26 protein-coding genes and 1 pseudogene are annotated in these 24,917 nt (G+C 62.6%); 14 read left to right on the plus strand and 13 right to left on the minus strand.

The genetic code is table 11. From position 1 onward, the window contains the following. The first annotated feature begins 39 nt into the window (after positions 1 to 39). Positions 40 to 699 carry a DUF502 domain-containing protein gene (locus ACSBP4_RS05055; RefSeq protein ID WP_435551551.1) on the plus strand — a complete coding sequence of 220 codons (660 nt, stop codon included), beginning with the start codon at positions 40 to 42 and terminating at the stop codon, positions 697 to 699. A 3-nt stretch (positions 700 to 702) separates the two neighbouring features. Here the strand turns inward: ACSBP4_RS05055 and ACSBP4_RS05060 are convergent, their stop codons facing one another. Beyond that, positions 703 to 1,677, minus strand: a complete 975-nt coding sequence (locus ACSBP4_RS05060; protein WP_049966004.1) for an NAD(P)-dependent oxidoreductase — start codon at positions 1,675 to 1,677, stop codon at positions 703 to 705. Positions 1,678 to 1,775: 98 nt separating this feature from the next. On the opposite strand from ACSBP4_RS05060, the gene ACSBP4_RS05065 reads away from it, so the two are divergent. After that, a complete protein-coding gene (locus ACSBP4_RS05065; protein ID WP_435551552.1) occupies positions 1,776 to 3,116 on the plus strand; it encodes an amidohydrolase in 1,341 nt (446 codons plus the stop codon). Then, the gene (ilvA, locus tag ACSBP4_RS05070; RefSeq protein WP_435551553.1) at positions 3,113 to 4,372 is read left to right on the plus strand and encodes a threonine ammonia-lyase; all 1,260 of its coding nucleotides are present in this window, start codon (positions 3,113 to 3,115) and stop codon (positions 4,370 to 4,372) included. Before ACSBP4_RS05065 ends, ilvA begins: the two co-directional genes overlap by 4 nt. A 54-nt stretch (positions 4,373 to 4,426) precedes the next feature. On the opposite strand, the gene ACSBP4_RS05075 is transcribed toward ilvA, so the two are convergent. Further along, positions 4,427 to 5,386 (minus strand): alpha/beta hydrolase, encoded by a 960-nt coding sequence (locus ACSBP4_RS05075; RefSeq protein ID WP_435551554.1) that lies wholly within the window; start codon positions 5,384 to 5,386, stop codon positions 4,427 to 4,429. 153 nt (positions 5,387 to 5,539) lie between these two features. Here ACSBP4_RS05075 and pyrE point away from each other — a divergent pair, with 153 nt between their 5' ends. Beyond that, positions 5,540 to 6,064 carry an orotate phosphoribosyltransferase gene (gene pyrE / locus ACSBP4_RS05080; protein WP_049966008.1) on the plus strand — a complete coding sequence of 175 codons (525 nt, stop codon included), beginning with the start codon at positions 5,540 to 5,542 and terminating at the stop codon, positions 6,062 to 6,064. A 19-nt stretch (positions 6,065 to 6,083) separates the two neighbouring features. On the opposite strand, the gene ACSBP4_RS05085 is transcribed toward pyrE, so the two are convergent. Next, a complete protein-coding gene (locus ACSBP4_RS05085) occupies positions 6,084 to 6,725 on the minus strand; it encodes a class II aldolase/adducin family protein (protein WP_435551555.1) in 642 nt (213 codons plus the stop codon). Then, positions 6,722 to 7,432: an HAD family hydrolase gene (locus ACSBP4_RS05090; RefSeq protein WP_049966010.1), complete on the minus strand. Its 711-nt coding sequence runs from the start codon at positions 7,430 to 7,432 to the stop codon at positions 6,722 to 6,724. The genes ACSBP4_RS05085 and ACSBP4_RS05090 overlap by 4 nt, the downstream gene beginning before the upstream one ends. A gap of 178 nt (positions 7,433 to 7,610) precedes the next feature. Here ACSBP4_RS05090 and ACSBP4_RS05095 point away from each other — a divergent pair, with 178 nt between their 5' ends. Both ACSBP4_RS05095 and thrS read left to right on the plus strand, forming a co-directional pair. After that, positions 7,611 to 8,423: a hypothetical protein gene (locus tag ACSBP4_RS05095; protein ID WP_373631856.1), complete on the plus strand. Its 813-nt coding sequence runs from the start codon at positions 7,611 to 7,613 to the stop codon at positions 8,421 to 8,423. Between the two features lie 328 nt (positions 8,424 to 8,751). Then, the gene (gene thrS, locus ACSBP4_RS05100) at positions 8,752 to 10,710 is read left to right on the plus strand and encodes a threonine--tRNA ligase (protein WP_049966012.1); all 1,959 of its coding nucleotides are present in this window, start codon (positions 8,752 to 8,754) and stop codon (positions 10,708 to 10,710) included. 57 nt (positions 10,711 to 10,767) lie between these two features. On the opposite strand, the gene ACSBP4_RS05105 is transcribed toward thrS, so the two are convergent. Next, complete coding sequence (locus tag ACSBP4_RS05105; protein WP_373631858.1) at positions 10,768 to 11,205, minus strand: hypothetical protein; 438 nt, start codon at positions 11,203 to 11,205, stop codon at positions 10,768 to 10,770. An 839-nt stretch (positions 11,206 to 12,044) separates the two neighbouring features. Here ACSBP4_RS05105 and ACSBP4_RS05110 point away from each other — a divergent pair. From ACSBP4_RS05110 to glmS, 3 genes are all read left to right on the plus strand, one after another. After that, on the plus strand, positions 12,045 to 12,290 hold the full coding sequence (locus ACSBP4_RS05110) for a hypothetical protein (RefSeq protein WP_049966014.1): 246 nt from the start codon (positions 12,045 to 12,047) through the stop codon (positions 12,288 to 12,290). After that, a complete protein-coding gene (locus ACSBP4_RS05115) occupies positions 12,287 to 13,027 on the plus strand; it encodes a phosphoribosyltransferase family protein (RefSeq protein ID WP_006650923.1) in 741 nt (246 codons plus the stop codon). The genes ACSBP4_RS05110 and ACSBP4_RS05115 overlap by 4 nt, the downstream gene beginning before the upstream one ends. A gap of 193 nt (positions 13,028 to 13,220) precedes the next feature. Then, entirely contained in the window at positions 13,221 to 13,667 is a 447-nt protein-coding gene (glmS, locus tag ACSBP4_RS05120; RefSeq protein WP_006180101.1) for a methylaspartate mutase subunit S, read from the plus strand. A 110-nt stretch (positions 13,668 to 13,777) separates the two neighbouring features. Here glmS and ACSBP4_RS05125 read toward each other — a convergent pair whose 3' ends face one another. The 3 genes from ACSBP4_RS05125 to ACSBP4_RS05135 all read right to left on the minus strand — a co-directional run bounded on the left by ACSBP4_RS05125 (position 13,778) and on the right by ACSBP4_RS05135 (position 16,594). Beyond that, a complete protein-coding gene (locus ACSBP4_RS05125; protein ID WP_373631861.1) occupies positions 13,778 to 14,212 on the minus strand; it encodes a universal stress protein in 435 nt (144 codons plus the stop codon). Between the two features lie 208 nt (positions 14,213 to 14,420). After that, positions 14,421 to 15,011, minus strand: coding sequence for a 50S ribosomal protein L15e (locus ACSBP4_RS05130; RefSeq protein ID WP_006180099.1), 591 nt, complete (start codon positions 15,009 to 15,011; stop codon positions 14,421 to 14,423). A 557-nt stretch (positions 15,012 to 15,568) separates the two neighbouring features. Next, positions 15,569 to 16,594 carry a hypothetical protein gene (locus ACSBP4_RS05135; protein WP_435551556.1) on the minus strand — a complete coding sequence of 342 codons (1,026 nt, stop codon included), beginning with the start codon at positions 16,592 to 16,594 and terminating at the stop codon, positions 15,569 to 15,571. A 240-nt stretch (positions 16,595 to 16,834) separates the two neighbouring features. Between ACSBP4_RS05135 and ACSBP4_RS05140 the strand changes: the two genes are divergently transcribed. Both ACSBP4_RS05140 and ACSBP4_RS05145 read left to right on the plus strand, forming a co-directional pair. Continuing rightward, on the plus strand, positions 16,835 to 17,197 hold the full coding sequence (locus ACSBP4_RS05140) for a hypothetical protein (protein ID WP_049966018.1): 363 nt from the start codon (positions 16,835 to 16,837) through the stop codon (positions 17,195 to 17,197). 76 nt (positions 17,198 to 17,273) lie between these two features. Then, positions 17,274 to 17,478, plus strand: a pseudogene (locus ACSBP4_RS05145) (hypothetical protein); the annotation flags it as partial. Between the two features lie 508 nt (positions 17,479 to 17,986). Here ACSBP4_RS05145 and ACSBP4_RS05150 read toward each other — a convergent pair. After that, positions 17,987 to 18,895, minus strand: coding sequence for a serine/threonine-protein kinase RIO2 (locus ACSBP4_RS05150; protein WP_049966019.1), 909 nt, complete (start codon positions 18,893 to 18,895; stop codon positions 17,987 to 17,989). Between the two features lie 226 nt (positions 18,896 to 19,121). On the opposite strand from ACSBP4_RS05150, the gene ACSBP4_RS05155 reads away from it, so the two are divergent. From ACSBP4_RS05155 to ACSBP4_RS05165, 3 genes are all read left to right on the plus strand, one after another. Then, positions 19,122 to 19,958 (plus strand): lipoate--protein ligase family protein, encoded by an 837-nt coding sequence (locus ACSBP4_RS05155; protein ID WP_435551557.1) that lies wholly within the window; start codon positions 19,122 to 19,124, stop codon positions 19,956 to 19,958. A 230-nt stretch (positions 19,959 to 20,188) separates the two neighbouring features. Next, the gene (locus ACSBP4_RS05160) at positions 20,189 to 21,061 is read left to right on the plus strand and encodes a deoxyribonuclease IV (protein WP_435551649.1); all 873 of its coding nucleotides are present in this window, start codon (positions 20,189 to 20,191) and stop codon (positions 21,059 to 21,061) included. 55 nt (positions 21,062 to 21,116) lie between these two features. After that, positions 21,117 to 21,920: a class I SAM-dependent methyltransferase gene (locus ACSBP4_RS05165; protein WP_435551558.1), complete on the plus strand. Its 804-nt coding sequence runs from the start codon at positions 21,117 to 21,119 to the stop codon at positions 21,918 to 21,920. A 132-nt stretch (positions 21,921 to 22,052) separates the two neighbouring features. On the opposite strand, the gene ACSBP4_RS05170 is transcribed toward ACSBP4_RS05165, so the two are convergent. The 4 genes from ACSBP4_RS05170 to ACSBP4_RS05185 are packed head-to-tail and all read right to left on the minus strand — an operon-like array spanning position 22,053 to position 24,713. Further along, the gene (locus ACSBP4_RS05170) at positions 22,053 to 22,514 is read right to left on the minus strand and encodes a hypothetical protein (protein WP_373631865.1); all 462 of its coding nucleotides are present in this window, start codon (positions 22,512 to 22,514) and stop codon (positions 22,053 to 22,055) included. After that, positions 22,511 to 23,470, minus strand: coding sequence for a hypothetical protein (locus tag ACSBP4_RS05175; protein WP_435551559.1), 960 nt, complete (start codon positions 23,468 to 23,470; stop codon positions 22,511 to 22,513). The genes ACSBP4_RS05170 and ACSBP4_RS05175 overlap by 4 nt, the downstream gene beginning before the upstream one ends. 37 nt (positions 23,471 to 23,507) lie before the next feature. After that, positions 23,508 to 24,095 carry a DUF6114 domain-containing protein gene (locus ACSBP4_RS05180; protein ID WP_435551560.1) on the minus strand — a complete coding sequence of 196 codons (588 nt, stop codon included), beginning with the start codon at positions 24,093 to 24,095 and terminating at the stop codon, positions 23,508 to 23,510. A gap of 6 nt (positions 24,096 to 24,101) precedes the next feature. After that, on the minus strand, positions 24,102 to 24,713 hold the full coding sequence (locus ACSBP4_RS05185) for a DUF6230 family protein (RefSeq protein ID WP_006650933.1): 612 nt from the start codon (positions 24,711 to 24,713) through the stop codon (positions 24,102 to 24,104). Between the last annotated feature and the right edge of the window lie 204 nt (positions 24,714 to 24,917).

The raw sequence follows: 24,917 nt of genomic DNA on the forward strand, positions 1-24,917 counted from the left end.
AGGGAAGCGCTCATGTCCCGCCGGTCACATACTCCGACAATGGCGTGGAAGCGCGAGTTCGCGAGCGGACTGATCGTCATCGGTCCGATACTCGTCACGCTGTACGTTCTCTACCGCGTCTACGCGCTGGTGACCGGCATCGTGCCGATGGTCCCGATCGACGCCGTACTGAGCGGGGTGATCACGCACGCGCCGACCCGGTCGCTGGTCGTCGACGTCTCGCACGCGATCGTTCCGCTCGTGTTGTTCTCCCTCGTGACGGTCGTCGTCGGGTTTCTGACCCGGACCACGGTCGGTGACCTCTTCACGCGCGGCGTCGACCACGTCGCGAACCGCGTTCCGGGGTTGCGCGTCATCTACAACGCGTCGAAAGTCGCCGCCGAAACCACGTTCGGCGAGGAACAGGCGCTGCAGGAACCGGTCAGGGTCGAGAACTGGAACGGCGTCGAGGTGCCCGCGTTCAAGACCGGCCACACGACTCCCGACGGACGGCCCGTCCTCTTTATTCCGACCGCGCCGAACATCTCCTCCGGTTTCGTCGTCGAGGCCGATCCCGACCGCGTCACCGAGACCGACGAACGCGTCGACGAAACGCTTGCGCACGTCTTGAGCGGCGGGTTCGGCGAGTCGACTCGACCGGATGGGGCGTCCCCGACGGTCCCCTTCGAGACGACCGACGATCACGCCGACGACGAGTGACGGTCACTCGGACGATGCCGGCCGCAAGACGGCGTTTTCGATCTCGCCGCCCGCATCGAGCGCTGCGAGGTTGCCCGCGACGATGTCAGCCAGCCGATCCCAGTGTTTGGGTGTGTGACCGCCGGTGTGGGGCGTGATGAGACAGTTCTCGAGGTCCCACAGCGGGTGATCGGCCGGCAGCGGTTCGGGGTCGGTGACGTCCAGGGCCGCCCCGCGGATCCCCTCGGACTGTAGCGCCGAAAGCAACGCGTCAGTGTCGACGATGCCACCGCGGGCCGCGTTGACGATCACGGCGTTCGGGGGGAGCGTCGCCAGTTCCGCCTCGCCGACGAGCCCGCGGGTCAGGTCGTTGAGCGGGCACGCAAGGACCACGTAGTCGCTCCGGGCGAAGGCCTCGTGGACGTCGTCCTCGTCGAACCCGAGTACCTCGTCGGTCGGTCCGCCCTTCTCCGGGGTGTAGCGGATCCCGATCGTCTCGACCTCGAACCCCTCAAGCCGTTGGACGACCGCCTGTCCGATCGAGCCCAGCCCGACGACCGTGACGGTGCTGTCGGTGAACTCCTGAGACTGGAAGTGTCGCCACTCGCCGTTTTCCTTGCGCCGCCACCCCTCGTGGAGCCGGCGGGCGAACACGAGCATGTTCCCGATCGTCTGCTCGGCGATCCCAGGGGCGTGGATACCGCCCGCGTTCGTCACGGTCACGCCGCGGTCGGCCAGCGCGTCCATCGGCACGTGATCGGTGCCGGCGAACGTACACGCGAACAACTCGAGCCGATCGGCCCGCTCGAGGAGCGCCTCGTCGATCGAGATCCCGGTCACGACCCGGGCCTGCGGGATCAGTTCGCGCTCTTCTTTCGGCGTCCGCGCGAGCGCGACGGTGTGGTCCGGCAGTCGCTCGCGCAGTCGCTCGGCGTACGATTCCATCGACAGCCCTTCCGTTCCCTCGCGGAGAACGACAACGTCCGGCTCCGGACTCATTGTCCGACGATCGTCATCGATTCCCTTATCCTTTTTGTGTAGTCGTCGTACACACTCATTGTGTATAATTAAGTCCCTGGGGCGCGTCAGCCTCTCGCATGACCGAGCCGATCCAGGACCGACTCGTGACGGTTCGTCGCAGCTTCCACCGCCACCCCGAGCCCGCGTGGCGCGAGTACCTCACGACGGCCCGTCTCGTCGAGGAGATCCGGACCATCGGCGTCGACGAACTGGCCGTCGGCCCCGACGCCTACGACCCCGCCGACCGAATGGCCGTCCCCGACGCTGACCTCGAGCCGTGGGTCGAGCGCGCCCGCGAGCGCGGCGCGGACGAGGCGCTTTTAGAGCGGATGACCGGCGGCAATACGGGTGCCGTCGCGGTCCTCGAGCGCGGCGAGGGGCCGACGATCGGCCTACGCGTCGACATCGACGGGCTGTTCATCGAGGAATCGACCGACCCGGATCACGACCCCGTCGACGAGGGCTTTCGCTCGGAGATCGAGGGCACGATGCACGCCTGCGGCCACGACGTCCACATGACCTGGGGGCTGGCCGTCCTCGAGGCCATCGCCGAGAGCGACTTCGCGGGCCGACTGGTGGTTTTCTTCCAGCCCGCCGAGGAGACCGGCGGCGGGGGCTGTCCGATGGCCAAAAGCGAGTTCGCCGACGACCTGGACTACCTGCTCGCGGTCCACGTCGGCCTCGACCATCCCACGGGCGAGGTGATCGCCGGGATCGAGAAGCCGCTGGCGATGTGTCACGTCGACGTGACGATCGAGGGGACCTCCGCGCACGCGGGAAAGGCCCCGAACGAGGGGGCAAACGCCATGCACGCCATGGGGGCGGGGATCGTCAACGCCTACGGGATCCCCCGCCACAGCGACGGGATGACGCGGGTGAACGTCGGCAAGGCCGAGGCCGGCACCGCGAGCAACGTCATCGCCGAACGCGCCCACATGGAAGCCGAGGCCCGCGGCGAGACCACCGAGCTGATGGAGTACATGAAACGCCGCCTCGAGCGGACGATGCGGTCCGCGGCAAAGATGCACGGCTGCCGGGCCGACGTCGAGGTGGTCAGCGAGTCACCCCGGGCCGACAGCGATCCCGAACTGCAGGCGCTGGTGGGCGAGGTCGCCGGCGGCGTCGCGGGCATCGACCACGTGGTGCCGGCCGCCGACTTCGGCGCGAGCGAGGACGCGACTTTCCTGATGGAACGGGTTCAGGAAGACGGCGGGCTGGCAACGTACATGATCGTCGGCACCGACCATCCCACGAGCCACCACACGCCGACCTTCGACGTCGACGAACGGAGCCTCCAGCACGGCGTCGACGTCCTGGTCGGGACGATCCGGGAACTCGAGGCCCGGCATCCGGTCCCACAGGTCGACACGGGGGACGCGACGCCGGCCGACGACGCGAGCGCGGAGGCCGGTGAATGAACGGGGGCGGCGAGGAGAGCGGTGCCGACGAAATGCCCGTCACGCTCGCGGACGTCGAGGCCGCCCGCGAGCGCATCGCAGACGTCGTCCATCGGACCCCACTCGACACCTCGCGAACCTTCGCCGAGATGAGCGGGGCGGCCTCGGTCGGGCTCAAACTCGAACCCCTCCAGCGGACCGGCTCGTTCAAGATCCGCGGGGCGTACAACCGGATGGCCCAACTCTCGGCCGCGGAGCGCGAGGCGGGGGTCATCACTGCGAGCGCGGGCAATCACGCCCAGGGCGTGGCGCTGGCCGGCGATCTGCTCGGGATCGAGACGACGATCGTCGTCCCCAATATCACCCCGGCCGCGAAGATCGAGGCCACCCGCGGCTACGGGGCCGCGGTCGTCGTCGAGGGCGAGATCTACGAGCGCTCCTACGAGTACGCGCTCGAGCGGGCCGCCGAGACCGGCGAAACGTTCGTCCACCCCTTCGACGACGAGGCGGTCGTCGCCGGCCAGGGGACGATCGGCCTCGAGTTGCGCGAGCAGTTCCCCGGGACCGACACCGTCCTCGTGTCGATCGGCGGGGGCGGGCTCATCGGCGGCATCGGCACGGTGCTGAAAGCGATCGACCCCGAAACGCGGGTGATCGGTGTCCAGCCCGAGGGGGCCGCCCACGCCAAGCCCTCACTCGAGGCCGACGAGATCCGCCAACTCGAGACGGTCGACACCGTCGCGGAGGGGATCGCCGACGCGCGCATGCTCGAGACGACCTTCGAGATCGCCCGCGAGGTCGTCGACGACGTCGTCAGCGTGAGCGACCGGAGGATCGCCGCCGCCGTGACCCTGCTCGCCGAACGTGCCAAGACGGTCGCCGAGGCCGCCGGGGCCGCGCCGCTGGCCGCCGCGCTCTCGGACGATCTCGACCTCGAGGGCGACCGCGTCGCAGTCGTCGTCTCGGGCGGCAACGTCGATCTCACTGACCACGCCGAACTGACTCGGACCGGCCTCCACGAACTCGGGCGCTACGCCGAGGCCAGACTCGCGCTCGCGGGCTGGCCGACGGCGGTCGGGACAGTGGTCGAGACGGTCGAATCCGAAGGGGCCGAACTCGACGTCCTCGAGCGCGCCCGCCGGACCGCCGTCGACGACCCCAACCGAACGCCCGTGACGATCGGTCTCGCGGGCAGCGGTCCCGCCCATCTCGCGGGCGTGTTCGAGGAACTGGCGGCGCTCGAGGGCGTCTCGGTCGTCGAGCGCTCGCTCGAGTGACGGCGCTCGGAGCCGACGCGAGTACCGGCGGCGAAAACGAGCGTTCGCGGCCGCTTACTCCAGTTCCGCCCGCATGTCCGCGACGGCCGCCTCGTAGGCCTCGTGGGCGCGATCGAGGTCGATGGGATCGGAGATCATGCTGAAGAACCCGTGGATCATGTCGTCGTAGTTGTGGTACTCGACGGGGACGCCCGCGTCCTCGAGTCGGTCGGCGTAGTTCGCACCGATGTCGCGAAGCGGGTCGAAGCCGGCGGTGAGGACCGTCGCGGGCGGCAGCCCCGAGAGGTCGGCCGCGAACAGGGGGAAGGCGTAGATATTCCCCATCTCGATCTCGGTCTCGAAGTAGTGGTCCCGGAACCACTCCATGTCCGCTTCGGTGAGGAAATAGCCCTCTTTGTTCTCCTCGTAGGCTTCGGTTGCGGGCGCGTCGCCGACGCTGGGGTAGATCAGCAGCTGATAGGCGATGTCGGGGCCGCCCTGATCCCGGACGAGCAGCGACAGTCCCGCCGCGAGGCCGCCGCCGGCGCTGTCGCCGCCCACGATGATCCTGTCCGGATCAGCGCGGAGTTCGTCAGCTTCCTCGGCGACCCACTCGAGGGCGGCGTAACAATCTTCGAGGCCCTCGGGGAACGGGTGGTCCGGCGCGAGCCCGTAGTCGACGCTGACGACGGGGTACCCGGTGTCGTTGGCCAGTTTCCTGCAGACGCCGTCGTGGGTATCGACGCTTCCGACGACCCACCCACCCCCGTGGAAGTACAGGATCAGCGGCCGGTCCTCGCCCTGGGTGCCGGGGTCGTAGCTCCGGACGACGAGGTCGCCGTGTGGCCCGTCGATCGTGTGATCTTCGACGGACGCGAGTTCGATGTCGGGCTCGTCAGTGACGCGCATCTCCTCGAACATCTGGCGGGCCTCCACTGGCGAAATCTCGCTGAACTCGGGGGTGTCGAGCGACTTGTAGAGTTCGAGAAACGCCTGTACGTCCGGATGCGGCTCGTCGGATCTGGATGGTGTCATCGTGGGGCACACTTCTCTCGGAGGACAAAAACCTACCTGCAGCGGCAGCCGGGAACCCGCTGCTTCCCGGTGACCGCGGCACGAACCCGATTCCATCGCGCCCGTCGGCCGCGTTCCACACCGCTTATTTCGGTCCGGCGCGCCCTCTCGAGCATGACGAATCAGGACCTCATCGACGCCCTCCGCGCGGCCGACGCCGTGCAGTTCGGCGAGTTCGAACTCTCCCACGGCGGCACCAGCGAGTACTACGTCGACAAGTACCTCTTCGAGACCGAGCCGGACTGTCTCGAGGCCATCAGCGAGGCCTTCGCCGAGCGGCTCGCACCCGACGACAAACTCGGCGGCGTCGCGCTCGGTGGGGTCCCGCTGGCGGCGGCGACCAGCGTCGCGGCCGGCGTCCCCTACGTCATCGCGCGCAAGCAGCGCAAAGAGTACGGGACGGCCAACCTCGTCGAGGGCCGCCTCGAGGACGGCGAGGAAGTCGTCGTCGTCGAGGACATCGTGACGACGGGGACGAGCCTCGTCGAAGCCGTCGAGGCGCTGCGGGAGGCGGGCGCGACCGTCGAGCGCGCGCTGGTCGTCGTCGACCGAGAGGAAGGCGGCCGCGAGAACGTCGAAGACGCCGGCATCGAGATGGAGGCGCTGGTGACCGCGAGCGACCTGCTCGACTCGCAGTGAATTCGTCAGGGATCGACGGCTACTGCCCGTAGGACTCGAACTTCTCGAGGACCGTCTCGAGTTGCGCGTCCGAGAGCGTCGTCGGCTCGAGGCCGGCCGCGCGGGTCTGGAGGTACAGGCGCGCGAGGCTCTCGACGTGATGCGTGTTTTCGAGCGCGGTCTCTATGTCCGACGCCGTGACGACGAGGCCGTGGTTTTCGACGAGCGTCGCGGTCGCCTCGGCCTCGGCCATCGCCCGGACGATGTTCGCTGCGAGTTCGTCGGTACCGTAGGGCGCGTACTCGGCGACCGGGACGCGCTTGCCGACCGCGACGATCATGTAGTGGACCGGCGGGAGCGGCTCGTGGGCGACGGCCAGGGTCGTCGCCCACGGCGAGTGGGTGTGGACGATCGCGCCGACGTCCTCGCGCCGGTAGATCGCGGCGTGCATCGGCACCTCGCTGCTCGGGGCCATCCGCCCGTCGCGGACCTCGCCGTCGGTCCCGACGACCGGGACGTCCTCGACGCCGAAACCATCGTAGGGGACGCCGGTCGGCGTGACCGCGAAGGCGTCGCCGCGCTCGCCGTCGCGAACGCTCAAATTACCCGTTCGCCCGGGCGTCAGTTCCGCGAGTTCCGGGGCGGACTCGACCACCGCCCGGCGTTCGGGCTCGAGGATCACAGCACCACCTCCGGCAGGGCCGCGACCGAATCGATCCGATGGTCCGGTTCCCGGTCGCCCTCGAGCGGCCCGTCGGGGTCGTCACCGTCGGCGCTGAACAGCACCGTCTCGAGGCCGACCGCGTTGGCCCCGACGATATCGGCTTCGACGTTGTCGCCCACCATCACCGCCTCGGACGGGCGACGATCGAGGCGCGACAGCGCCAGGGTGAACATGACCGAGCCGGGTTTCTCGCGGCCCGTCTCCTCGGAGGTCACCAGCAGGTCGAGATCGTCACCGAGCCCCACCGCCTCGAGTTTCTCGAGTTGGGTTCGCGCCGTGAAGTTCGTGACGATCCCGACGTCGATCCCCCGGTCCCGAAGCGACTCGAGGGTCGCCTCGACACCCGGAACGAGTTCCATCGCGTCGATGTACGCCGTCCAGTATGCCTCGCCGAGCGCGAGCGCCTCGGTCGGCTTCGGTCGGCCGGTGTGGCGCTCGAGCGCGCCTTTGAAGTAGAGGTACCGATCGTGAGATGCCGCCGTGCCGGGCACTTCGCGCTTTATCGCCCGCCGGCCCGTCTGATAGAACGCCTCGAACCCCTCGCGATCGAAGTCGTAGCCCAGTTCCCGCGCGGCCTCTCGAGCGGCGTTTTTCCCTGCTCGATTACACGGCGCGTAGGGATAGAACGTGTTGTCGAAGTCGAAAAGGACGGCCTTGGCGCGCATATCCCATCGTCAATGGGAAGGGAAAAACGAGTACCGGTACCTGATACTCTTTCGAAGCGACTCGGCGGAATTACTGTGCCACCACGGTGTGTCGATACTGAAACCGTACCATCGCTCTCGACAGAAACACTACTATTTATATTATCTAAATTTAGATTATATAACAATACATCGGACGATGGCTGAGATCGTAGTAGTCCTCTTTCTGATTATTGTATTCATTCCCGCATTTCTGGTCTTTGCAGTCTATCTTTGCTACCTCGGCGCGCGTGATCTGCAAACGTTTTGGACGATCGTTACCACTACTCCACAATCCATCGACGAAATTACCGCCCAAAGAGGACCGATCGAAGTGGAAGGAACGGCGATTCCATCGGACGAACACGGAACCGTTACCGGGCTTTTCACCGAAACGGACTGCCTCGTATACACGTACAGCGCGCAGGGGAGGCCGGGTTCGGGTCCGGACGACGCGCGGCGGTCGGACGACGGGAAATTCGACGTACTCGACGAGGGGACGGAGTACACGAAATTCTACGTCGAAGACGAAACGGGACGGGTACTCGTCGATCCGGCCGGTGCGACGTTCGAATTAACGCCGGAATCGTACTACAACGCGCCGCTGAGCGATACCCCGACGCCGGTCAAGGAGTACATGCAACGGCATCCGGAAACACGACCGCCGGACACGCTGATTCATCCCGTAATATCGCATTTCCTACGGAACCACAATCGATTCGTCGAACGCCGACTGGATATCGGCGACACGGTCTACATTACAGGCTACAAGCGGACCGATACCGGGTGGGGGACTGATGAGATAATCGTCGATACCGGACCGAACGAATCCGAATTCGTCATCTACGACAGATCAAAACGATGGACCGCGTTCGAGTACGGCATATACGGGCTTGGAAAAGTGATCGCGAGCCTCATTTTGGCCATAATGATGTTGATTCTTCTCCACGAAAACCTCCAGTATCTCCTCTGAGACGGTGACGTGCTACCGTCCTCTTCGAATTGAAGTTCGGTTTCGTTACTCACCACACGACCTGCTCGGTCCCCGTCGTACCGCCACGCGTTGGATTCGAACGCCCCCATCGCATACCATCACAACGCTTTTACCCCACTCGAGACTACGCGTAGCCACGATGGTAGGTGTCCGTTTTACACGCCGGGCTCATGCCCGCTTCTAACTCACACCTACCGTTTGTTGTGTCGGCCGTGATCGACCGACAGACGGTGGGATCGGCTCGCCCGTCGACGGACACGCCACCGGCGTTTTCCACGCAGTTACAACACCCACACCAGCTACACCCATGTCAGAATCAGATTCCCAGTCACAGGAACGGATAACGGTCGTACTGCCCGACGGCTCCGAACTCGAGGTCGACGACGACGCCACCGTCGAGGATTGTGCGTACGAGATCGGCCCCGGCCTCGGCAGCGACACCGTCGCCGGCAAGCTCGACGGCGACCTCGTCGCCAAGGAGGAACCGGCCTACGACGGTGCCGAACTCGAGATCATCACCGACGGTAGCGAGGAGTACCTCGAGGTCATGCGCCACTCGGCGGCCCACTGTCTCGCACAGGCGGTCGAGCGCCTCTACGACGAGGACGCGGTCAAACTCGCGATCGGCCCGCCGACGGACGAGGGCTTCTACTACGACTTCGACAACCTCGAGATCGACGAGGAGGACCTCGCCGACCTCGAGGCCGAGATCGAGTCGATCATCGACGAGGACTACGACATCGAGCGCGAGGTCGTCTCGATCGACGAGGCCGAAGAACGCCTCGCGGGCGAGCCCTACAAGCTCGAGTTGCTCTCTGAGTTCGCCGACGAGAACGACACCGTCACGTTCTACAAACAGGGCGAATGGGAGGACCTCTGTGCCGGCCCCCACGTCGACTCGACCGGCGAGATCGGCGTCGTCGAACTGCTCGAGATCGCCGGGGCCTACTGGCGCGGCGACGAGGACAACACGATGCAGACCCGCATCTACGGGACCGCCTTCGAGGACGAGAGCGACCTCGAGGACTTCCTCGAGCGCAAACGGGAGGCGGAAAAGCGGGACCACCGCCGCATCGGCAACGAGATGGATCTCTTTTCGATCCAGGACGTGACCGGCCCCGGACTGCCGCTGTATCACCCCGCCGGGAAGACCGTCCTCTCGGAACTCGAGGGGTTCGTCAAGGACTTAAACGAGGACGCGGGCTACGACTACGTCGAGACGCCTCACGTCTTCAAGACGGACCTCTGGCACCGGTCGGGCCACTACGAGAACTATCAGGACGACATGTTCATCTTCGACGTCGGCGACGACGAGTTCGGTCTGAAGCCGATGAACTGTCCCGGCCACGCCGCCATCTTCCAGGACCACTCCTGGAGCTACCGGGACCTGCCGATCCGCTACGCCGAGAACGGCAAGGTCTACCGAAAAGAGCAGCGCGGCGAACTCTCGGGACTCTCGCGGGTCTGGGCCTTCACGATCGACGACGGCCACCTCTTCATCCGGCCCGACCAGATCAGACAGGAGGTCGAGGAGATCATGGACATGATCACCGACGTCCTCGAGACGTTCGACCTCGACTACGAGATGGCGCTTGCGACCCGTCCCGAGAAGTCCGTCGGCAGCGACGAGATCTGGGACCGCGCCGAGGAGCAACTCGAGAACGTCCTCGAGAACCGCGCCCACGACTACGAGGTCGAGGAGGGTGATGGCGCGTTCTACGGCCCGAAGATCGACTTCGCGTTCGAGGACGCCATCGGCCGCTCGTGGGACGGCCCCACGGTCCAACTGGACTTCAACATGCCCGAGCGGTTCGACCTGAACTACGTCGGTGAGGACAACGAGGAACACCGCCCGGTCATGATCCACCGCGCGCTCTACGGCAGTTACGAGCGGTTCTTCATGATGCTCATCGAGCACTACGAGGGCCGATTCCCGCTGTGGCTCGCGCCCGAGCAGGTCCGGGTGCTGCCGATCTCCGACGACAACCTCGGCTACGCCCACCGCGTGGCAAACGAGTTCGATGACTTCCGCGTCGAAGTCGACGGCCGCGACAGTACGCTGGAACGGAAGATCCGCGCGGCCCACGACGACCGCGTCCCCTATCAGATCATCGTCGGCGACAACGAGGAGGAAGACGGCAACATCTCGGTGCGGGACCGCTTCGAGGACCAGGAGTACGACGTCGAGATCGACGAATTCCGGGAGCACCTCGAGGCCGAGCGCGACGAGCAGCGGACGGAGCCGGACTTCCTGCAGGACGAGTAGCGTCGCAGGCTGTACTGCAATGTTGACCTCGGTGTTCGTGAATTTATCCGCGTGCAGTTAGTCACAGCTGGGTACTTCTTCTCGATACGTCATCTCCCGCTCATCTCCATAGTAAAGGATGATTCCCCGGGGAATGCTCGGATGTGGTGGACATTCCGGTTCGGTAGGTACAGAAACGACACCGTTTGCACCGTCATCGGTTCGGTACTCGACAGTACGGATCTCATCGGGGATCGGGTCGGTGATAAATGAATGACTCTTTGTCACTTCGCGTTTGTCTTCGTAGATGACGGTGCCGTTCTCCGCTCTGGCTGTAAATTCGAACGTCGTCGTCTCGTTCTCGTAATATGAATTGGTTAGCACAATCTGTGCTTTATTCTCATATTTATGTTCCTCGTCGTAGAGCAAGTCTTGACAGCCGGCAGTTGCAGTAATTACCGTAGTTGCTACAATCCCGACAAATCCACGCCGATAGTGCAATTTGTTTTCGTTCATAAATGGTTAGATGGCTCTCTATCCTGTCTCATAATAATATCATCGAGTGTAAGTGAACGTGCTGAATCAAGGAGTCAAATACAATTAATTATCAATCAGTATGGTCGATTAGAGTACCTCGTCGACCCGTATTTCGAACGTATCTCGGTCAGTGTCGTCTGCACCTCGAGTATGTTGGAAGCGCTGGTACGCTTCGAATCGCTCTGAGTTTGCCGAGATATCGAACGACGGCGGATATCCAACCGAGATATCTGGTTTCGTTCGACTCCCTTTCCAGACGTATGTAAACATCGCGGAGAGCCGAGTGTAATCGACGAACTCGGTCCTTTCTCGAGCATAATTCCCGTCGTCGCCGTTGGTGTCCATTCCGTTTCATCACCGGTAGGACCGTTATCGTAGGCCATGTGGTAGCCATCGACCTCGATACCGACTCCCTTGCCCGAGTAGGTGCCTCCGATGAATCCTGGCCGAGAGCGCAGTAAGTGTAACACCTGTCGATCGAAGTATCGCACGTCTACTTGGTCTTTTTCTCATCGCATTCATACAAATAGTTAGCAATTATATAATAGCATCTATCTTATATTATAACACAGAATGAAATATATGAAGGTGACAAACCAATTATTGTAAGTTTGATGACTGTTTGGTTGCTAATGTCCCATTCGTTCTAGCTATTTCTAATCATGATAATTTCTGGTTGAGTGCGATGAAACAGTAGAGGATATCTACAACCGAGGCCCACTGATTCGTGACGACGCCCACAGCAGACATCGCTCGACGACTGTGCCGACCGATCAAAAGAGCATCGGTACCCTGGCGACACGTGGATATGAACGGACATGCTCGAGACGTTCGATCTCGATCATGAGCTGGCGCTGGTGACCGCTCTTTCGACGTCGTTCCGCAGTTATGGTGCCTCGAGCGTGATGAAACCCATCGGCCGGTGGAGACTCAGAATGATCACGGGGCATGTGATTTCGAGTCGGCTTGCCGGCGGCCGCCGCGGACAACACATATCTGTGGTGATCGACGGCATGTCTTCGATCGTAATACCCATAGTTACGGAATCGTGCATATCTGTATGAACAGAGCCGAGAAAGCAGCCCTCCAGCTGCGAGCGGTCGACGTACTGCGGATGTTAAAGGAGACCCGGACCTACGACGAACTCGCCGAGACGACCGGGCTTCCGGCGGGCGATCTCAACCGCTACGTCAACGGGCACGTTCTCCCCGGAACCGATCGCGCGCGCGAGGTCGTCGAGGAACTCGGTCGGGAGGCGCTGGCGGCGGAACTCGACGCGCGAATCGCTGTCGACGACGAGGGGTACGTCGACAACAGCGCGACCGTCTTCGACCAGCCGTTCCTCGATCTGGCCGCGCCCGTCGTGGCCAACGGGTTCGACTTCGATCGACCGGACGTGGTTCTCACCGCCGCGACTGACGGGATCACGCTCGCGGCCGCGCTCGCGAGTTACTACGGGGTCCGCTGTGCCTACGCGAAAAAGAGCAAGGAGACCGCCGTCGAGGAGTTCATCGAGGCCCGCCAGCGCCTGCAGTCGGGGATCGAACTCACCTACTACCTGCCCGCCTCGGCCATCGATCCCGGCGAGTCGGTGCTGGTCGTCGACGACCTCATCCGTTCGGGCGAGACGCAGGAACTCCTGTTGGACATCGCTCACACCGCCGAAGCCGACGTCGCCGGCGTTTTCGCGCTCATCGCCGCCGGCGAGGACGGTATCGAACGCGCCCGCGGTCGGACCGATGCGCCGGTCGGTGCGCTCACGAGCGTCGCCCCGACGACGGACCGGGTAACGAACGACTGACCGCCCGCCCTGCATTTCGTCCGTCGACGGAACGAACGCGCAGTGTTCCAGACCGGAAACGTGAAAGCGTTGTTTTCGACGCCGCGTTCGTTAAAACGCCTCGAGAAACCGCCCGAGGGGAACCGTGTGAACGATTGGCACATTATTAATCATTAGGTTTATGGTGGTCCCTCCAGTTTGTGGTGGTACGCACATGACCGAGACAGTCATCCTCGGCGTGATCGGTTCCGACGCTCACGTCGTCGGGATCACCATCCTGGAACAGGCGCTGGAGGCAGCCGGATTCGACGTCGTCAATCTGGGGGTTCAGAGTTCCCAGGAGGAGTTCGTCGAAGCCGCGTCCGCCAACGATGCCGAGGCTGTACTCGTCTCGTCGCTCTACGGCCACGCCAAACAGGACTGTGAGGGCTTCCACCAGCGAATCGCCGAGTCCGACCTCGATGTCACGACCTACATCGGCGGCAACCTCGCCGTCGGACAGGACGACTTCGAGGAGACCCGCAAGTTCTTCCGCGAGATGGGGTTCGATCGGGTCTTCGACTCCGAGACCGACCCCGAGGAGGCCATCGACGCGCTGATGGCCGATCTGGATATGCGCTCGACCGAGAGCGAACAGGAAAGTCAGACCATCTCGGCGTAAGCCGACCGATCACGTCTTCTCCGCTGTCGCTATCGTACCCACTGAGCCGATTCTATCGCTCGGTAGCGGCCACTGTTCGTTCGATTCGTCTCGAGCGAGCGGCGGCCGGATCAGCGAACGATCGTCACCGGGACCGGCGACCGCCGAGCGACCGTCTCGGCCACGCTCCCGAGTAAAATGCGGCTCGCGCCGGTCCGACCGTGACTCCCGATCACGATGTGGTCCATGTCGTGTTCGGCCGCGTAATCCACGATCGTCCGCGAGACGCCGCCGACGACGTGGTCCGTCTCGATCTCGAGCCCGTGGTCTGCGGCCTGCTCTCGCGCCGTCTCGAGGATGTTCTCGGCCCGTTCCTCGTGATGGTCCTGTATCTCGTCGTAGTTGGCCATCGCGGTCCCCTCCACACCGGTCACGGCGTAGAAGTCGCCCGGATCGAGGACGTGAATCGCGGTGATCGTCGCCTCGGGATACTCGCGACAAGCGAACTCGAGGGCTTCCGTCGATTGGTTCGAGTCGTCGACCGCCACGAGGACGTTGTCTGCCATGCGCGCTGGTACATCGGCCTACCGAATAAGTCCACCTCTGAATCCGACGGTACGGGAGTTGCCGCCAGCGTCCGTTCGGTCGCTTTCGGTGGGACTCGAAATCGTGCCCACCTCGTCTGCGCGGGCGGCCTCACGTGGACACGGCAGCGCAGCCGCTGTCGAAGTCGGTCGCGAAAGAAACGTGTTGGTTTACCGTCGTGGCTGCGCGTTACTTCGCGCGTCCCTGACCGCCGGTGTTGGAGGGACGGACCTTCTCCGCGCCCTTGCCGCGGTTGTTCAGACCGCGGTTGGCCTTGCCGGCGTTGGTGAGGCCGCGGAACGCGCGGTTGGTGTGATCGTCGTCACAGATCCAACTGAGGTCGTCGTCGTTCTCGATTGCGGGGTGGTTCGGGTCCACGAGGATCGCTTCGAACCACTTCTGCGAGCCGTCTTCACCGACCCAGTAGCTGTTGAGAACGCGCAGGTTGGGGTACTTCCGGGAGACGCGTTCCTCACCGATGCGCTGGATGTTCTTGCGCCGCCCGATGCGGTTGACACCCTGGCGCTTCGAGCGCCGACCGGCGGTGAACCGTTCCTTCCGGGCAGTCCCTTTCCGGACCGAGACCCGGACCACGACGATGCCCTGTTTGGCCTTGTAGCCGAGTTCGCGTGCCTTGTCCAGTCGCGTCGGGCGCTCGATGCGCTCGATGGCGCCCTGGTCGCGCCACTCCTGTTTGCGCTGCCACTGTAGCTCCCCGAGCTTGCCGTCGTCGGGGTCCTTCCATGCGTCCTTGATGTGGGAATAGAAGCTTTCTGCCATTGTATTCACCCGCGGGCGTTTGCTGGTTCAATCCCGACCGGGGCCGAGCCCCGCGGATCACATCCCGACCTGTGACGCGGCGTCGTGCAGGTGCCCGCTGATGCCCGCGAACCAGCGAGTCTACCCTCTCTTCCCGGCTCTCGAGTATAAGCGCTTCGAACTCCGGGAACGCGGCGTCGAAACGGTGAGTATCGCTCGCGGGAGCCTCGCATCGACGACCGATCGCGTGGTGTGTCCGTCGATGTGAACTCCATGGTGTTGCGAGGGTGAGAAATAATGCACAGGTTCAGTGGGGACTACTCTCCCGTCTGAGGGTTCTCTCGCAACTCTGCTTGCGAGTGAACTCTGGGTTTCTATCAGAATTCGAAAAACAATTCAGTTATCGCTGTCAACACAGATGATTTCTCGGAACTCGTCGCCGAGCGTGTCGTGGTTCTCGTTTCCGAAAAAATAGTGGAGGTTATACATTCCTCTGTGCGATGTGAATCGTAACATTCATTTTAGCGTGCCTCTGGTAACTGCAGTCGATACACGTAAGATCCTGATTGTCTCGGGATTTACCAGTTTAGGTAATCGTATTTATTCATTAGTTCTTCTGGTTCATGATTTGATATTGCTTGAATTGAGGCATCCCAATCATGAGCAACATAAATCGGAGATTCTTCCTCTTCAAGCACGCTTGCGACGCGTGGATTTTTTCTTTTTATAGCTTCTGCGTTTTCTGGGTTATACTGTTCAATACCATATTCGGATTCTACATCGGAGGATCCCATTTTGGATAGAGGATGGTCGTCATAAGGGGGTGCTTCTGAGATAACAGAGAACGAATTTTGAACCGGATATTCTGGATATGCAACAGCGAGATCGGTCACAGTGTGATCTATTTCTTCTCCAGAATCCACTTCAGCAGAGTATTTGTGATAATATCCAGTGTGGTGTTGATATCCTCCTCCTCTAGGTGCGTCAACATTGTACTTTCTATTCACATTATTTGTGTCCCCAAATTGTTCAAGCATGGACATTAAGAATTGAGTAGTCCCATACGCAACTCCTACGTGAGTGTTGAGGGCACCAATTGCTACTCCAATCCCTGATTCAACTGTTTTCAGGTTTTCGTAATCAGCAGGGGATTCACCACTACCAATCTTTACACCTGCCCAATTCTCATTATTTTTTGTACCTATATTATCTATAGATACATCGGATACTTTACACTCGTGCCACCACATCTCCTCAGCAGGGGAATCGTCGTCGACAAATCGGCAGTCCGTCGTCCCACTTACGCTGATATCAATAGCCCACTGACTAATGCTAGGACGCCATATTGGCTCATGGACAATTACGCTACTCGAGAGAGTGATCGTAAAATCACCCTCCCCATACACTTGTGGCCCTGTATACGAGTCAACATCATCAAGTTCTTTTCGCTCCCAAGGGTCAGGGCAACCGTTAGGACAGGCATCGTACTCAGAATCCATATCCGCGATTGCGGATATTGAAAGCGCCGTACTGGACGTAGACAGTCCTAAACCACTTATTCCGACTGTTCTCAAGAATTTTCTTCTGGATGACATTCCTTCCATAGCAGATGATTTATCTATAAGCATATAAATCTTATTTAATTTCTATACAAAATTATATGCTACAGTGGTTTTATACTGATGTTATAATTATATCTATTTGTGTACTAACGAAAATGGTTAAGTAAATCAAGTTCATATGGACTATAATAGCTTCCCAAATATGAAAAACCAATCCCACACTGGAGTAATATAGTAATGAGACGTCGTACATTTCTGGCTTCGGCTAGTACGTTTACGGTCATGGCTACAGCCGGTTGCGTGCTTAGTGAGAACTCATTGCCGACGTTCATTCTTCATAGTGTTCGGTCGTACCAGCCGGATGCAGAGACGATATTCGTTCTGTCTACAGTTGAACGACAAGGGGACGGCAACGGAGAAGTCACAATTGATGTCGAGCTATTGTTCGAAAACATGCACAACTGGGGCATGGAGCGGACATTCAAAGTTCGTGAGAAGGAGAACGATGAACAGACGCTGGCACATGCATTCACAGCCGATTCACCGACTTTCGACCAACCGTTTACCGCGAGAGCTAAAATCATACGGCTGGACGACGCGGACAGTGACTGGGTCGAGGAAACCGACTACTCACCGTTATCATAATGAACGAGACGCTATCTCATGCGTCAAAGGCTTGGTCGGTCCGCTCGAGAGAGGTGGAAATGAGTGAACGGGTTCGAAATTTCAGTACTTCGACTTCGCGTTCGCCCGCGTGCTGTACAACTGCTGGCGACTCGTGGATGTCCTCGTGCAATTGCAACTACACGGCGAGGGAGGCAACAAGCCAGCAGTCTCTTCGAACTCGTTCCTGATTTGCTAAGGAGAACTCCGTCCTCGGTCCGCTTGACTACGCTCTCGTTTCTTCTGAATTTGCTCGATCGTGAGCGGCGGGCCGGTCTGACCGGCGATTTTCTATCGGATCCGTGAACACCACTCGACAGGTTTCTCAGAAGCGCGTTTCGCGACTCGCTCGGCAGCTTCTTGCAGTCGCTTAGATCCGAAACCTGTGCATCATAGACCCATCTTCACAACATCCCGAACACCAATTTGATATATCTTCATTTGGTTTATCAGATAGCACGTGTCCGAGAAGAACCGCTGACGGTACCGGTCGGATGGTTACGATGGACCGTCCGACGACTCCCACGACTGGGCCGAACGACGGTACCACCGCTGTTGTCCTCGAGGGACCGTTCCGGAAGCGGTCGGTGAAGCGCGCCTGCTCTCGCTTGGGGTTGCTCGCTGTTTTGGGGTTCTCCCGCGCCGGCTGGTGGCCACCCAGTCGGGTCGGGGACCGCTCGAGGCGATGACAACGAAAATAGATCGTTCGACGGGCTGATCGAACCGCCGTGAACCGCGTTCCGGACTGGTAGTCCTCCGGTATCGGTGCGGCTACGCGTCGACCTCGAGCGAGTCGAACGCGCCGGCCTCGATCTCGCGAGCGAGATCGTCGGCCTCGAGGTCGTCGGGGACGTGCTGGGGGTACTTCCGCCGGAAGTAGCCCACGATGTTGGTCAGATCGCGCCGGAGGAACTCGCCGGCGTTCTCGTGGTCGGTCGGGACCGCCTGGGGCCAGTCGAAGATCGTCACGCCGCCCTCGTCGACGAAGACGTTGTACTCGCTCATGTCCGCGTGGACGTAACCCGTCTCGTAGGCTTCGGCGATCTCGCTGACGAGCAACTCGAGGACGCCCAGCACCTGCTCGTCCTCGAGCCGTGTTCGCGAGAGTTCGACGCCGTCCATCTTCTCCATGACGATGGCGTGGCGGTTCTGCCCGATCGGCTGGGGGACCGCCACGTCGGGGTAGAGTTCCTCGAGGATGTCGTACTCGCGCTCGGCGGCCTTCCGGGCGGTGTACATCCACGAGACGTGGTCGTTGTCCGAGGTATAGTCGCGTTCCTTGTGGACCTCCCGGAAGTTCGTGTACCCCTCGCGGTGGTACTTCAGGGCCAGCGGCTTGTAGGAGCGGACCTCGTAGACGTCGCTTTCCTTGCCGACGCCGAGCGGCGAGCCGAACTCCGAGATCGTGTCCTGTTCGACCAGCGCCCGCAAGGCGAGGGTATCGTAGCCCTCGAACTGGAGGGTATAGCCCTCGTACTGGATCGTCTTTCGCTCGACCAGCCCGCGCTTGAGACACCGCTCGAGGCGGTACTCGACCTCCTCGTCGGGCAGGTCGGCGAACTTCGGGAGCTTCTCCCGCTGGACCCACTCGGAGAAGCGCATCCCCTGCTCGACGCCCGAGAGGAGATAGAAGTCCTCGTCCTCGAGTTCCGGGAGCAACCCGGCGACGTTGCGCACCATACGCGCCGATAGCCGGCGTGTACGTAAAAACGGCGTGACGCGGCTCCGGCGGCGACGCGACTCGGGCTGGTGATGCCGACTGGGACGGGATCGGCGCATGGGGTGGCTCGGAGCCACGGTGCCACCGCGGTTCGACCCGACGCTCGGCCGAGATAAATCGAATATCGATATACGAAAATCGAGGTGCGTCGGAATCGATTTCCATCTCGTCCCCATTGCCCCACGTATGACCGACCGCACCGATCGGGACTGGCGGCTAATCCGGGACGAGCCCCGCGACGGGGCGACGCAGATGGCCCTCGAGGAGATCGCCGCGCGGACGGCCCTCGAGGACGGCCTGCGAACGGTACGGACCTACTCGTGGGAACCGAGTACGCTCTCGCTGGGATACCGACAGGACGCCGACACCGTCGACTGGGACTTTTGCGAGCGCGAGGGGATCGACGTCACCCGCCGACAGACCGGCGGCGGCGGGATCTATCACGACCGTTACGCCGACATTTCCTACACGATCGTCGCGCCCGCCGACGAGGTCCCGGGGGATCTGATGGACTGTTACGAACTGTTCTGCGAGCCGATCCTCGAGGCGTTCGACCGACTGGGCGTCGACGCCGACTTCGCCGCGGCCGAGCAGGACGCGATCTATCACCCGTCCTGCTATCTGCGCGATATCAACCCGGCCCACGACATCGTCGCGCCCGCCGGCGCGGGGGCGGACGCGAGGAAAATCAGCGGCAACGCCCAGTACCGCCAGCGCGACGTGGTCATCCAGCACGGCTCGATCAGCTACGCCCTCGAGCCCCAGGCCCACGTCGGCGTCTTCGACACCGACCTCGCGGAGTCGACGTTCACCGACCGGGTAACGAGCGTCCGCGACGAAGTCGGGGTCGATCGCGAGACGGCCGTCGACGCGATCGCGGGCGCGCTGGGTGACTGGTGTGACGCCGACGAATCGACCTGGCGCGAGGGCGAACTCGAGGCGGCCCGCGATCTCGCCGCCCGGAAGTTCGGGGCCGACGAATGGGTCCGTGATCGGGAGGTCCTCGAAGTGGGTGGGCAGTGACGGAAAGACGCCAAGCACGCTCGAGCGGGCGGTTCGGTAGCGCGTGCCGTACCGCGATGGCCGACAGTAGATCGCAGGAGAACACCGCGCGACGGTTCGTTACCGGTGAACCGTCGCACAGCACGCGCCACGGCAGGTCCGGCGGCCGGTCGGAGCGACACCGTCAGTCGATCGAATCGGGGCGGTCCGTTATACCTATCACGGCCCGGTACTGACCGGCAGGCATGACGATGAAGGTCGGCGCACACGTCTCGATCTCCGGCTCGCGCGTCTCTTCCGACGACGAAACACCGCCGTACGACGATCTCCGCAACGCCGTCCACCGCCAACTCGCTTTCGGCGGCAACTGTGGCCAGATCTTTACCACCTCGCCACAAGTCTGGCAACAACCCGAAATCGGCGACGAGGCCGCTGACGGGTTCCGGGAAGAGACCGACGAGGAACTCGAGGGGCCGTGGGTGATCCACTCCTCGTATCTCGTCAATCTCTGTACGCCCAAAGACGACCTCCGCCGGAAGTCCAAAGAGAGCATGCAGGCGGAACTCGACGCCGCCGAGCGACTGGGAATTCCCTACGTCAACGTCCACCTCGGGGCACACACCGGCGCGGGCGTCGAGGGCGGCCTCGACAACGCGGCGAGCCTGATCGACGACCTCGAGGTACCCGAGGACGTGCAGATCCTCATCGAATCCGACGCGGGCAGCGGCACGAAGCTCGGCGGCGAGTTCGAGCACCTCGCGGGGATCATCGACCGCACCGGCACCGACATCGGGATCTGTATCGACACCGCCCACACGCTGGTCGCGGGTAACGACCTCACGACGCCCGAGGCGGTCGACGAGACCGTCGGCCGGTTCGACGACGTGGTCGGGCTCGAGTACCTCGAGTACATTCACCTCAACGACTCGAAACACGACGTGGGCACCCACAAGGACGAACACGCCCACATCGGCGAGGGCTACATCGGCGAGGACGGGATGCGGGCGATCGTCAACCACCCTGACCTGCGGGAGCTGCCCTTCGCCCTCGAGACGCCGACCGAGGACGGCCGCGGCTTCGCGTGGAACATCGAAAAGGTACGGGAACTGCGCGACGACGCATAGGCCGGCGCTTCGCGAAACCGACCCGTTTTTACTCGAGACACCGCTATCGGGGCCCGTGCGCGAGTTCTCCGAATCCTACCTCAGCCGGACCCGCGAGGGGATGTGGGCCGACTCCCGCGAGGCCCTCGAGCCGCTGGCCCTCGACACCCGCGACCGGATCCTCGACGTGGGCTGTGGGACCGGCGAACTGAGCCGGGTCCTCGCGGCGGAGTCGTCGGGCGAGGTGATCGGCTGCGACGCCGACCCGGACCTGCTTTCGGCGGCCGACGCTCACATCCCGGTCGTCGCCGGCGACGCCTTCCAGCTGCCGTTTCCGGACGACACGTTCGACCTCGTTGTCTGTCAGGCGCTGCTGATCAACCTGCCCGATCCCGCGGCCGCAATCGCCGAGTTCGCTCGCGTCTCGACGGACCTCGTCGCGGCTGTGGAACCGAACAATGCCGCGGTCGAGATCGACTCGAGCGTCGACGCCGAGGGCGACCTTGAGCGGCGGGCACGCGGGGCCTACATCGATGGCGTGTCGACGGACGTCGCGCTCGGGGCCGACGCCCGCGAGGCGTTCGGCGATGCAGGGCTCGCGGTCCTCGAGACGCGCCGGTACGATCACGTCCGGACGGTCGAACCACCGTACAGCGAAGGCGCGCTGCGGGACGCTCGCCGGAAAGCGACCGGTGCGGGGCTGGCAGACGATCGGGAGACGATGCTCTCGGGCCCGTTGACCGAGGCGGAGTACGACGACCTCCGCGGCTCGTGGCGAGAGATGGGACGGACCGTCATCGAGCAGATGGAAGCGGAGGAGTATCGCCGGATGGAAGCGGTCCCATTTTTCGTTACCGTGGGCAGGGTCCCCCGATCGTAGCCACTGCCGCTCACGACGGACTGTTTCGCACAAGGCGTTGCGAGTCCGAGTGAATCGTTTCGGTGGCGAGGATCGTCACCCGCGACGGACTGTGGCTGCGTTTGCGAGTCCGGATGTCCCGAGTGCCGTTTCTCACCACGGAGAGAGCGCCCGCAGTCCGCTGCCGACCAGTCCGCCGACGAGGCCGTCGATGGCAGTCAGCAGCGAGAAGGCGACGGCGAGTAGGACGACGCTCGGAAGCCCGAGTCCGGAGAGCCCCGGACTGACCGGCCCGACCGAGGAGAGGACGAACAGCGGCGGTTCGGTGTACAGCCCGGAGAGTGCGCCGAGAAACGCCATGAAGAAGCCTGCGAGGCCACCGACGAGCGCGCTCGCGACAACCGCGTACGCGAGGCCGGTCACGACCCGCCCGGCGGCGTACGCGGCGATAAATCCCGCGACGATACCGCCCCCGACCCGCGTTAAGACCGGTACCAGAAGCGAGGTAAAGGAAACGAACACCCCGACGGCGGCGGCTCCGAGGACGATTCGCGAGTCGATCGCTGCCAAGGACGGCGCGTACTCCTCGACGTCGTTCGTCTCGTGATCGCTCATGGTTCGATTTCCCGCTCGTCACTGACTCCGTCGTCCGTCGATCGATTTCCAGTCCGCGCTGGCGTCTCCGTGTCGTTCTCGTCGGCCTCAGGGGTGGTCGGGGTTGCCGTCTGTTCATCGCCGTTCGGACGCTCGCTACCGGACTCGTTCGACGGCAAGTCGCCAGCCGAATCGCTCGTGGTCCCGTCGCTTTCGTTGGTCAGGCCGTCACTTTCGTTGTCCAGCCCATCGGTCTCGTTCCCTCGAATTTCGGTTTCGTTGTCTCGGATATCACTGCCGTCGTGGCCGTCGTTTTCATTGTCTCTGCTATCGCTTTCATTTCCTCCAGCGTTCTCGGTTCCTTCTCCAACGCTTTCATTTCCACCAACGCTCTCGTTTCCTCCCCCAACGCTTTCATTCCCTCCAACGCTCTCGTTGGCCGAACGGTCGGTCTCGTTGCTTCGGCTCTCGGTTTCGTCCTCTCGATCACCACCGTCGTTCTGCCCACCGATGTCGTGCGGTGGGTCGAACGGGGCGGGTGCGGGGACGTCGCGTTCCGGGCCGACCTCGACGGTGTACCCGGTAACGGAGAGGTTTCGCAACTCGACCGAGCGGGCGTCAACGACGACGTCGGTCTGTTGTGCCGTGAAACACTCCTCGCCCGCTGCGAGATCGTTGAGCGCCTCGTTTTGCCGGTCCGTTCGTAACACGATCTCTCCCTCGGCGGATCGCGTCTCCTCGAGTTCGACGCGTCTGGTTTCGTCGAAGTGAATCGTGACGTTTCCGTCGTCGCCTCGAACGACGATCCGGTTGGTGTCCGACGAAAGTTGCTGGACGCAGACGGTCGCGCCCTCGACCGTACCGAGGTCGACGGTGATGGCTTGCTCGTCGGCCTGCCCGGCCACGTGGGACGGGCCGACCATGACACCACCGAGGGCGACCGCGACCACGACGACGAACGCACCGGCCCGTGTCATGCGTCGTGGCGGTCCCTCGGTCGGGTTCGTCTCGTCGTCACTCGTCGGTACCCCACCGTTTGATTCGGTCGATGCCCGCACGGCAACTCAGGAGTAGCCGTCCGACGAGGCGACCGAACCCCGCGTCGATCCGGGCCGCCGCCTTGTCGACGACGCTCGGCTCCGAGACGGCGTCGTCGACGACTTCGTCGCGTGGCTTCCAGGCGAGACAGAGGTTCCCGCCTAGAATCCCAAGCAGCATGCCAACCAGCAACCCGCCGAGGGATCCGAACAGCGAGAAGATCGCCAGGACGGTCCCGACGACGCCGGCGACGTCGGCGTGTGCCGGCTTGACCAGCACGTAGATCCCCGTCAGAAAGACGAACACGCCGAAGAGGGCACCGATCGCGAGAAAGCCCGCCATCTGTCCGCCGATGAAGGCGAGATCCGGCAGGATCTGCATCGGTACCCAGGTGATCAGGACCCCGGCCAGACACAGCAAGAGCCCACCGAGGAACGGCCGTCCGGCCCGCCAGGTGTTGAACCGGCCCCATCTGGTCCCGCTCCACTGGCTGACCCTGCTCCACCGGCTCCTGGCCCGTGCGGGAAGCGTATCGGTCTCGTCCTGCTCGTTTTCGGGCGACATGGGTGATCACCCGTCGGGGTGGTACTCCACGTCGACGTCGAGACCGGGGAGTGAGATCTCGTTCGAGGCGAGATACACCGCTTCCATCTCGACGTCTTCCTGCACCATTCCGGGCTGTTCCCCGGAGATGTTCGTGAGGTAGCCGTCCTCGGGATCGGCGTTGCCACCGGCCGTCTGCTGGAACTGCTGTTCCGGGTTGTCGGTCGCCTGTGCGTTGACGACCTGTCCGTTGAATTTCGCCTCTTCTGCCTTCAGGTCGGTGAGCTTGATGTACTGCTCGTCCGCTTTGACCGTCCCGTCGGCGGCGAAGGAAATCTCCATCGAGCCGTCGATCATGGGTATCGACTTCTCGCCGCTCAGTACCATGCCGTCGATCTCGACGCCGCGCTGTTCAACGACGGCGACCGGCGTCGTCCCCTCGGTGTCCTCCCCGATGCTGGGATAGAGGAGGAAGTCGTCCGATCTGATCTCGTCTGCCGTGACCGTAAAGCCGCTGCCACTGGCGGTAGCCATCGCCGTCGCGTAGGCCGTCCCCGACGAGAGGACGACGAGACCGACCAGGGCGACGACCAGGAACGACGCGACGGTCCCGGTCGCGAGTCGCTTTCGGCGGTACATACTACACCCACCTCCGAACGATCGGTTCGGCGGCTTTCGTTCTATTCGCTGCTCCCACACCGTTTCCGCTCCGATATCGCGGCCTCATTTCGAACGTCACAAGTCCACACCCAACACGATGTCCAATCATTTTTCCTCCTTGGATGCGGGGGCATTTATAACCAATTCGGAGAAAATATTATAGCAACGATGGCTGTCTGCCGG

The sequence above is a fragment of the Natrinema sp. CGMCC1.2065 genome, from assembly GCF_051225675.1.
Lineage (GTDB): Archaea > Halobacteriota > Halobacteria > Halobacteriales > Natrialbaceae > Natrinema > Natrinema thermotolerans.